Here is a 9,318-nt window from a genome sequence, read left to right as displayed (position 1 = left end):
TGCCGCGGGGCCTGGTGCTCGGCGAGGCGGACTTCCTGCGCAACTACCGCTCGGTCAACAAGTACTACTTCGCCTCCGGCGAGAGCTGGCTGGTCAGGAAGCCGAAGCCCCACGACATGTGCATGGTCGCCAGCGCCACCGGGATCTGCAGGCGCGCCTTGAGCGAGAGGCCCTTGCCGGCCGGGATCGAGCCCGCGACGATCGCGGCGAGGTACCCGGCCGGGATCACGAAGCCGAGCGGGGTGAGCGTGGCGCCGACGACGAGGCCCGCGGCGATCGCGCAGACGGCGGTCGGCGGCGCCAGGTAGCGCAGGTTGATGGAGCCCTCGTGGTAGCGGGCGACCACATGACGCCAGCGGCCGTAGTCCTTGTACTGCTTGGCGAGCGCGCGGACGCTCGGCCGCGGCCGGTACTGCACGCGCAGCTCCGGCGAGAACCAGATCAGGCCGCCGGCCTCGCGGATGCGGAAGTTCAGCTCCCAGTCCTGGGCGCGGATGAACTCGACGTTGTAGCCGCCCTGCTGCTCGAGCGCCTCGCGCCGGAACACGCCCAGGTAGACGGTCTCCGCCGGGCCCGCCTGGCCGCCGGTGTGGAAGGCCGCGTTGCCGACGCCGATCTTCGAGGTCATCGCGGCGGCGACGGCCTCCTCCCAGGCGTTCTCGCCCTCCGCGTGCATGATGCCGCCGACGTTCATCGCGCCCGTCTCCTCCAGGAGGCGGACGGCGGTCGCGATGTAGTTGGGCGACAGCATGCCGTGGCCGTCGACGCGGACCACGATCGGGTGGCGGGATGCCTTGATCGCCGCGTTGAGGGCGGCCGGGGTGCGGCCGGTGGGGTTCGGCACGGTGTGGACACGGGGGTCCTCGCGTACGAGCTCGGCGGCGATCTCGTCGGTGCGGTCCTTGGACGGGCCGAGCGCGATCACCACCTCCATCTCGCCGTCGTACTCCTGCTCCAGGATGTGGCGGACCGAGTTGCGCAGGTGCCGCTCCTCATCGAGGACCGGCATGATCACAGAGACAGGCGGCTGCATATGTTCCTCGGGGGTCCGGGGGTCGTCCCCCGGGAGATAGCAGAATCGCCCGCCACGTTACCGCGAACGGGGGACACGGGCGCGCGCCGTCCGGGTCACGCGGCCTTGCGATCGTCGTATGGGCCTACCGTGCTCACGGTCTTCCCTGTCCCACCCGCGGAGGTGTCCCCCGGTGCCCACACCGCCCCGCCCGCCCCGCACGCCACGTCCGCGGCCCGTCGCCCGACCCGTACCGGCCGCCGCGCCGGTCCGCCGGCGGCCGCGGCACCGCAGACGGACCCGGTGGGGGATGCGGATGGCGACCACGCTCTCCGTGGTCGTGCTCGCCGCCGGGGGCATCGGGCACGCGGTGGTGACCAGCCTGGACACCGGCATCACCCGGATCGACCCGTTCAAGGACATGAAGAACCGCCCGCAGGCCGGGCACGGGATGAACGTGCTGCTGGTCGGCACGGACGGGCGCGACAAGATCACCGAGGAGGAGCGGCGGAAGTACCGGCTCGGCGGCGCGCCCTGCCACTGCACGGACACCATCATGCTCGTCCACATCTCCGAGGACCGGGAGCGGGCCAGCGTCGTCTCGCTGCCGCGCGACTCGTACGCCGAGATGCCCGAGCACACCGACCTCAACTCCGGGGAGCACCACCGGGCGCACCCGGTGAAGCTGAACGCGGCGTACGCGGAGGGCGGGCCGGGACTGACCGTGCGGACGGTCGAGTCGATGACCGGGGTGAAGATCGACCACTATCTGGAGGTCGACTTCACCAGCTTCATGCGGACCGTCGACGCGGTCGGCGGCGTGCAGATCTGCACCACCAAGCCGCTCAAGGACTCCTACACCGGCCTCGACCTGCCCGCCGGGCCGCACGAGCTGGACGGCGGACAGGCGCTGCAGTACGTGCGCTCCCGCCATGTCGACGGCGCCGCCGACATCGGGCGCATGCAGCGCCAGCAGAAGTTCCTGGCGGCGCTGATCGACCGGGTCACGAGCGGCGGGGTGCTGCTCAACCCGGTGCGGTTCCGGGAGGTCGCGACGAGCATGCTGAGCTCGGTGCGGGCCGACCAGGGCTTCGGTACGGAGCAGATGCTGACGCTCGCGAAGGCGATGCACGGGTTCTCGCCGGCGTCGTCGGAGTTCGTGTCGGTGCCGATCGGCGAGATGAGCTTCCCGGTGAAGGGCATCGGCTCGACCGTGAAGTGGGACGCGGCGAAGGCGCAGAAGCTCTTCCAGTCGCTGCGCGACGACCGGCCCCTCGCCCCGGCCCGGCCCGCCGCGCCGAAGGGGCCGCGGCCGGCCGACGTCGACGTCGCGCCGAAGACGGTCCGCGTCCAGGTCTACAACGGGACGCGTACGGACGGGCTCGGCGGGCGCGTCGACACGGCGCTGCGCGGCACGGGCTTCGACACGACCCGGGCGCCGCGGACCGGCGCGGGCGGCCGGGAGCAGGCCCGGACGGTCATCGAGTACGACCCCGGCTGGGACCGCTCGGCGAAGTCCCTGGCGGCGGCCCTGCCGGGCGCCGAGCTGCGGCCGGTGGCGGGGCAGGGCGGCACGCTGAAGGTGACGGTGGGCGCGGACTTCAAGGGCGTGACGCCGGTGCGGGCGCGGGACGCGGAGACGGGGCAGTTCGAGGCGGTGCGGGGCGACCAGGTGGTGTGCCCGTAGCCGGGACGGAGGCCCGAGCACAAGGGGCGGAGTCGCCGCCAAGGGCGCCGTTCCGTTGTGCCCACCCGTTCCGCCCCGCCGGAACGTATGCCCACAAAAACGAAAAGGCGACGCCTAGTCCTCGTAGCCCTCGGCCTTGCGCTGCTCGCGCAGTTCCCTGATCGCGCGGCGGCGGGCCAGGCGGTGGGTGCGGCGGATCTGGGCTTCCTGGTAGCGGCGCTTGTCGCGTTCCGTCTCCGGGATGACCGGGGGGACCGGGCGGGGCTTGCCGTCGGCGTCGACGGCGGCGAAGACGAGGTAGGCGGAGCCGACCTGGGTCGCGGGCGTGGACTCGTTCCAGCGCTCGGCCATGACCCGGACGCCGACCTCCATCGAGGACCGGCCGGTCCAGTTGACCTGGGCCTTCACGTGCAGCAGGTCACCGACCCGGACCGGCTCGAGGAAGGCCATCTCGTCCATGGAGGCGGTGACGGCCGGGCCGCCCGAGTGCCGGCCGGCGACCGCGCCCGCCGCGTCGTCCACCAGCTTCATGATCACGCCGCCGTGCACGGTACCGAGGAGGTTGGTGTCGTGGCTGGTCATGATGTGGCTGAGGGTGGTGCGCGAGGCCGATGTGGGCTTGCCCGGGATGTCGCCCTGATCTGTCATGCCCTCTACCTTATGCCCGGCCTGGGCAGCGGTCCCGGGGCGGTCCGTTTTGCATCAGCTTGGCAACGGCGCCGCCCCGATTCCCCACCCGCCCTGTCGGCCCGGCCGGGCCGGACGGCACACTGTCCGCATGAATGACTGGCCCGACGCCCAGCCCGAGGGACCTCGCCGGATGCGCCACGTGCAGCGCCCGCAGGTCCCCCCGCAGCAGCCGCAGCAGCCCTACCGGCAGCAGCGGCAGCAGCAGTACGGCCAGGGCCAGGGGTACGACCAGGGTTACGACGAGGGCTACAACCCGAGCTTCACGCAGGCGCAGGGCACCGGCTACGACTCCGGTTACAGCGACGGCCAGGTGTACGGAGCCCCGCAGGGCCCCGGCCGGGGCGGTCACGGCGGAGGCACCGTACCGCCGCAGTACTCGCCGCGCCCGGCGCCCGGCCGGCCCGCGCCGAACTGGGGCCGCCGGCTCAAGATCGGCTCGATCGTGCTCGTCGTCGCCGTCATCGGCTGGGGCGCCGGCACGTACGCCTGGGCCAGCTCGCGGATGCGGAACGAGGTCGACCTCTCGAAGGTCATCGAGCGCCCGTCGGAGGGCGACTGCACCACGTATCTGATCGTCGGTTCCGACAGCCGTGAGGGCATGACGGACGAGCAGAAGAAGAAGCTGCACACCGGCTCCGCCGAAGGCAAGCGGACCGACTCGATGATCATCCTCGCGGCCTGCTCCAGCGGGAACACGATGGTCTCGCTGCCGCGTGACTCCTGGGTGACGATCCCGTCGTTCGTCGGCTCGGAGTCCGGCAAGAAGTACTCCGAGCGCGGCGGCTCCAAGCTGAACGCGGCCTATGCGATGGACGGCCCGGAGCTGCTGGTCCGCACCGTCGAGTTCAACACCGGCCTGCGCATCGACCACTACGCGGAGATCGGCTTCGCCGGCTTCGCGAACATCGTGGACGCGCTCGGCGGTGTGGAGCTGAACATCGAGAAGGGCTTCAAGGACAAGAAGTCCGGCGCCGACTTCCAGGCCGGCACCCAGACCCTCAACGGCGAGCAGGCGCTGGCCTTCGTCCGCACCCGCTACGCGTTCGCCGAGTCGGACCTCCAGCGCACCAAGAACCAGCAGAAGTTCCTGTCGGCGCTGGCCAGCCAGGCGGCGACGCCGGGCACGATCCTCAACCCGTTCAAGCTGTACCCGACGCTGGGCGCGGGCCTGGACACGCTGATCGTGGACAAGGACATGTCGCTGTACGACCTGGCGCAGATGTTCTTCGCGATGAAGGGCATCAGCAGCGGCGAGGGCAAGTCGATGAACATGCCGATCAACGGCACCGCCCCGCAGAACTCGCTGCGCTGGGACCAGCCGAAGGTGAAGCAGCTCGTCGAGCAGATCCGGAACGACGAGCCGGTCACGGTCACCTCGAACCGCTGACCCACAGCCGTCGCGCCGTACGGGCTGCCCCGGCTACCCCTTTCGGACGCCGTCGCCACTCTTCTGCCGCGTCCGGAAGGGGCGGCGACGGCGAGTCGCACACTTTTTCCGCCATGTCCGAGAATGCACCGCTACGTTCCTGGTTCGCGTGCCACCCCCTCATCTGGGCGTGGGCGCATACCCACCTCGCAGCATTGAGGAGCGTTCGTAGTGACCAGACCCGTACTGCTGAGGCGCCCCCTGGGGGCGGCGCTCTTGGCCGTATCCCTCGCCGGCGCGTTCAGTGTGCCGGCGTCGCTGGCTCAGGCGATGGCGGCGGCGCAGCCGCTGTGTTCGACAGACCATGTGCTGGACGGCAGCCACTTCGAGATCGACACCAACGCCAACCTGAAGGTGGACGGCTCGGCGGCCACCTGCATCGACTGGCTGACCGGCGGCACCGGCACCCCTCTGCGCATCACGCCGAAGCGCGACAAGCCGAGCGGATCCAGCGACGACTCGTTCGGCCAGGGCACGTCGGAGAACGACGCGAACCCGACGATCGTGACCGGCTCCATCCCGCCCAACAAGAGTGACCTGCTGACCTTCGGCGTCTACACGGAGACGAACACGACGCCGAAGTTCCTGGAACTGTTCTGGCAGCGCGTGAACAGCCCGCAGGGCACCACGAACATGGACTTCGAGCTCAACCAGAAGTTCTGCGACCCGATGGCCTCGCCGACGAACTGCGCGAACAACGGGTCCACCGAGACCGCCACCCCGGTCCGCACCTCGGGCGACAAGCTGATCACCTACGACCTGTCCAAGGGCGGTACGGTTCCCACCATCTCGATCCGCAACTGGGGCGGCTCGTCGTGGGGCTCCCCGACCGTCATCAGCGGCGGCGCGAACCCGAACGCGCTGGGCTCGGTCAACACCTCCACGATCCCCTCCAACGAGGCCGGCGGCGCCGTTCCCACCGGTCTCGGCTCGCTTGACCCGTTCACCTTCGGTGAGGCGGCGATCTCCTTCAACGCGATCTTCCCGCCCGGGACGTCCTGCCGGACGTTCGGCTCGGCCTATGTGAAGAGCCGCTCCTCGGACTCGTTCACCGCCGAGCTGAAGGACTTCATCGCCCCCGAGCGGGTCAACATCACCAACTGCACGTCGCTGACGACCACCGCGACGACGAGTGCGACGATCGGCAGCCAGATCACCGACACCGCCCACCTCGGCGGCGGGGTCAACCCGACCGGCACGATCACCTTCACCGCGTTCAACAACGCCCAGTGCAGCGGCACGCCGGCCTTCACCGACACGGAGACCGTGAACGGTAACGGCGACTACACCACGGACCCGGCGTTCACGCCCACCGCCGTCGGCACGTACTACTGGATCGCCTCCTACAGCGGTGACGCGAACAACACCGGCTCCACCACCTCCTGCGGTGACGCCAACGAGTCGACCCGGATCAACAAGATCCAGCCTGCGATCACCACGGACCTCTCCGCCGACCAGGTCGTGATCGGCGGCCAGGTGCACGACTCGGCGACGCTCACCAACCACACTCCCGCCGCGGGCGGCACGGTCACCTACACCGTGTACTCCGACATGGCCTGCACGCAGGGCGCCCGTTCCGCCGGCACGGTGGCGGTCACCAACGGAGTGGTCCCCGACTCGAACACGCTGACGTTCCCCACGATCGGCACCTTCTGGTGGCAGGCCCGCTACTCCGGCGACGCCAACAACGAGTCCGCGACGAGCGACTGCGCGTCCGAGCCGCTGGAGGTCGTCAAGGCCGCCTCGGAGCTCCACACGGCGCCGTACATGTACCCGCAGGACAGCGCCACGGTCAGCGCCTCGTCCGGCGGCACGCCGACCGGAACCGTCACGTTCAAGCTGTACGGCCCCGGTGACACCCAGTGTCAGGGTCCGATCAAGTTCCAGCAGTCGGTGGCCCTGGACGGCGCCGGCAAGGCGTCGACCAACAACACCAGCTTCTGGGTGGACTCCTCCAACGACAACGCCATGCCGTACCTGTGGCAGGTCACGTACTCGGGCGACGCCACCCACGAGGGCAAGACCGGCGGTTGCGGCGACGAGAACGCCACCATCCAGGTGACGGACAACTAGTCCCCGCCGGTTCTCACTGGTCACACGACACATGACGACGGCGCCCTCGCAACGGTGCGAGGGCGCCGTCCCATGTCCGGCCGCTGGTGCCTACGGGCTCACCACCTCGTAGAGCACCCGGCCGTCCGGGCCCCGCTCCGCCTCCCGCAGCGCCGGGTCCCCGGCCGGCAGCCCGCCGCGCGAGGGCCGCTGGAGCACCCAGCGCACGTGGTAGCGGCGCAGCACGGCGAGACGTTCGGCGCGCGGGGTGCCGGGCGCGAAGTAGCGCTCGGCGTCGGCGACGCGGCGCTTCTCGTCCGGCAGGAAGAAGTCCGGGTAGCCGGGCGCGACCGTGTAGCCGCCGTAGGCGGGGAGGGTGACGGCGGCCCGCCGGTCGCCGGTCAGGAAGACGTCGCCGTACGCCGCGTCCCGCATCGCCCAGCCCACCGGACGCCAGACCGGCCAGGCGTCGTCGGTGACGGCGGCGGGCAGCGCGGCGGCGGGCACGACGAAGGTCACGGCGTCGCGCTGGGCCCAGACGCCGGCCGCCAGGGCCGCGCCGAGGACGGCGCCGAAGCCCGTACGGAACCAGCGCCGGCCGCTCTCCTCCAGGACGCACAGCGCGACGGCGATCTGCGCCGGCATCAGCGCGGCGGGCTCGGTGCGGCCGAGCGACCACTTGCCGAGCAGTCCGCCCGCGACGACCGTCGCCAGGCCGAGCGCACACCACACCACCAGCGGGTCGCGGCGGTCCCGGCGCCACCGCAGGGCGAGCGCGAGCGCGCCGAGCGGCAGGACGAGGGTGAAGAGCGACGGCAGGTGCCGGTAGAGGGGCCGGTGGATCTTCTCCAGGCCGCCGGTGCCGAGCAGCGAGAAGAACGAGTAGTACGGCCATACGGCGAGCAGCGCGAGCCCGGTGACGAGCGCGGCGCCCAGGCCGAGAACGAGGGCCCGGCGGGCCGGGACGCGCGCCGCGACGAGGACGCCGGCCACACCGAAGGTGAAGACCACGCCCGTGAACTGGTGACTGAGCATCAGGACGGCCCACAGCACGCCCAGTCCGGCGTACGCGGCGACGGAGGTGCCGGGGCGGCGCAGGGCGTACGTGAGCAGCGCGAGGAAGTGGAAGCCGAGGCCGGTGGCGAAGGTGCTCGGGTAGGAGAGGTTCGCCGAGAGCGACGTCAGGCCGAGGAAGCCGCTCCAGATGAGAGGTCGCACGCCCCACAGGAGCAGCAGGCACAGCGCGGCGAGCAGCGGCGCGGCCGGGTGGCGGGTGAGGGTGCGGACGAACTGCCGTACGCCGGTGGCGAGGAGGAGCAGTCCGACGACGCCGGCGCAGCGCAGCACGTCGAAGGTGCCGAGTCCGGTGGCCTTCGCGAACAGGGCGAGGGTGACCGTCCACGGCGAGTAGTACGGGCTGTCGGTGGGCGAGTCGACCATCGGGTCGCCGGGGTGGAGCAGGTCGTGCCGCAGCCGCTCTATGGTGGCGGCGTGCACGCCCAGGTCGCCGATCCAGGGCAGCCGGACGATCATCAGGACGGCGCCGACGGCGAGGAGCACGGTCGCGCCGCGCAGCGCGAGGATCGGCACGCCGCCGCGGAACCGGGTGTCGGACGCGGGGAGGAGCCGGGCGGACTCACCGGTCATGCGTGGGACCTCACTGGGGTCGAGCGGTACGCGGGCCCGGCCGCCCCGGAAAAGCAAGGGGCCGGCGGCCCGTGACACACGGTACCGCCGGCGGGGTGGAGCTCTTGACGCTGCGGGCTGCCGCTACGGGAGGTTGCGGGCCATGACGATGCGCTGGACCTGGTTGGTGCCTTCGTAGATCTGGGTGATCTTGGCGTCGCGCATCATGCGCTCGACGGGGTAGTCGCGGGTGTAGCCGTAGCCGCCGAGGAGCTGGACGGCGTCGGTGGTGACTTCCATGGCGATGTCGGAGGCGTAGCACTTGGCGGCGGCGCCGAAGAACGTCAGGTCGCTGTCGACGCGCTCGCTCTTGGCGGCGGCGGCGTAGGTGAGCTGGCGGGCGGCTTCGAGCTTCATGGCCATGTCGGCGAGCATGAACTGCACGCCCTGGAAGTCGGCGATGGGCTTGCCGAACTGCTTGCGCTCGCGGACGTAGCCCTTGGCGTAGTCGAGGGCGCCCTGGGCGACGCCGAGGGCCTGGGCGGCGATGGTGATGCGGGTGTGGTCGAGGGTCTTCATGGCGGTGGCGAAGCCGGTGCCCTCCTCGCCGATCATGCGGTCGGCGGGGATGCGGACGTTGTCGAGGTAGACCTCGCGGGTCGGGGAGCCCTTGATGCCGAGCTTCTTCTCCGGCGCGCCGAAGGACACGCCCTCGTCGGACTTCTCCACGACGAAGGCGGAGATGCCCTTGGAGCGCTTGTCGGGGTCGGTGACGGCCATCACGGTGTAGTACTCGGACACGCCGGCGTTGGTGATCCACCGCTT

General features: G+C 71.0%; 7 protein-coding genes. 3 read left to right on the top strand and 4 right to left on the bottom strand.

Annotation, left to right across the window (positions count from 1 at the left end; genetic code table 11):
- Window positions 1–64: 64 nt before the first annotated feature.
- On the bottom strand, window positions 65–1,033 hold the full coding sequence (locus ACWEV0_RS35045; protein WP_453153858.1) for a glycosyltransferase family 2 protein: 969 nt from the start codon (window positions 1,031–1,033) through the stop codon (window positions 65–67).
- Between the two features lie 118 nt (window positions 1,034–1,151).
- On the opposite strand from ACWEV0_RS35045, the gene ACWEV0_RS35040 reads away from it, so the two are divergent.
- Complete coding sequence (locus ACWEV0_RS35040; protein ID WP_453153857.1) at window positions 1,152–2,699, top strand: LCP family protein; 1,548 nt, start codon at window positions 1,152–1,154, stop codon at window positions 2,697–2,699.
- A gap of 114 nt (window positions 2,700–2,813) precedes the next feature.
- Here the strand turns inward: ACWEV0_RS35040 and ACWEV0_RS35035 are convergent, their stop codons facing one another.
- A complete protein-coding gene (locus tag ACWEV0_RS35035; protein WP_453153856.1) occupies window positions 2,814–3,347 on the bottom strand; it encodes an acyl-CoA thioesterase in 534 nt (177 codons plus the stop codon).
- A gap of 130 nt (window positions 3,348–3,477) precedes the next feature.
- On the opposite strand from ACWEV0_RS35035, the gene ACWEV0_RS35030 reads away from it, so the two are divergent.
- Window positions 3,478–4,776, top strand: coding sequence for an LCP family protein (locus tag ACWEV0_RS35030; protein ID WP_453153855.1), 1,299 nt, complete (start codon window positions 3,478–3,480; stop codon window positions 4,774–4,776).
- Window positions 4,777–4,986: 210 nt separating this feature from the next.
- Entirely contained in the window at window positions 4,987–6,888 is a 1,902-nt protein-coding gene (locus ACWEV0_RS35025; protein WP_453153854.1) for an Ig-like domain-containing protein, read from the top strand.
- Between the two features lie 90 nt (window positions 6,889–6,978).
- On the opposite strand, the gene ACWEV0_RS35020 is transcribed toward ACWEV0_RS35025, so the two are convergent.
- Both ACWEV0_RS35020 and ACWEV0_RS35015 read right to left on the bottom strand, forming a co-directional pair.
- Entirely contained in the window at window positions 6,979–8,514 is a 1,536-nt protein-coding gene (locus ACWEV0_RS35020; RefSeq protein ID WP_453153853.1) for a hypothetical protein, read from the bottom strand.
- A 123-nt stretch (window positions 8,515–8,637) separates the two neighbouring features.
- Window positions 8,638–9,318 (bottom strand): acyl-CoA dehydrogenase family protein (locus tag ACWEV0_RS35015; protein WP_453153852.1); only part of this gene is annotated, 681 nt, incomplete at its 5' end.

The organism is Streptomyces sp. NPDC003943 (assembly GCF_053605265.1).
The sequence above is the reverse complement of the archived record's forward strand: the minus strand, read 5'-3'. Positions and strand labels throughout refer to the sequence as shown.

Excerpts from the sequence above, each read along its gene's own strand:
- ACWEV0_RS35020 (WP_453153853.1), bottom strand. The coding sequence starts at position 8,514 with ATGACCGGTGAGTCCGCCCGGCTCCTCCCCGCGTCCGACACCCGGTTC.
- ACWEV0_RS35045 (WP_453153858.1), bottom strand. The coding sequence starts at position 1,033 with ATGCAGCCGCCTGTCTCTGTGATCATGCCGGTCCTCGATGAGGAGCGG.
- ACWEV0_RS35035 (WP_453153856.1), bottom strand. The coding sequence starts at position 3,347 with ATGACAGATCAGGGCGACATCCCGGGCAAGCCCACATCGGCCTCGCGC.
- ACWEV0_RS35030 (WP_453153855.1), top strand. The coding sequence starts at position 3,478 with ATGAATGACTGGCCCGACGCCCAGCCCGAGGGACCTCGCCGGATGCGC.
- ACWEV0_RS35040 (WP_453153857.1), top strand. The coding sequence starts at position 1,152 with ATGGGCCTACCGTGCTCACGGTCTTCCCTGTCCCACCCGCGGAGGTGT.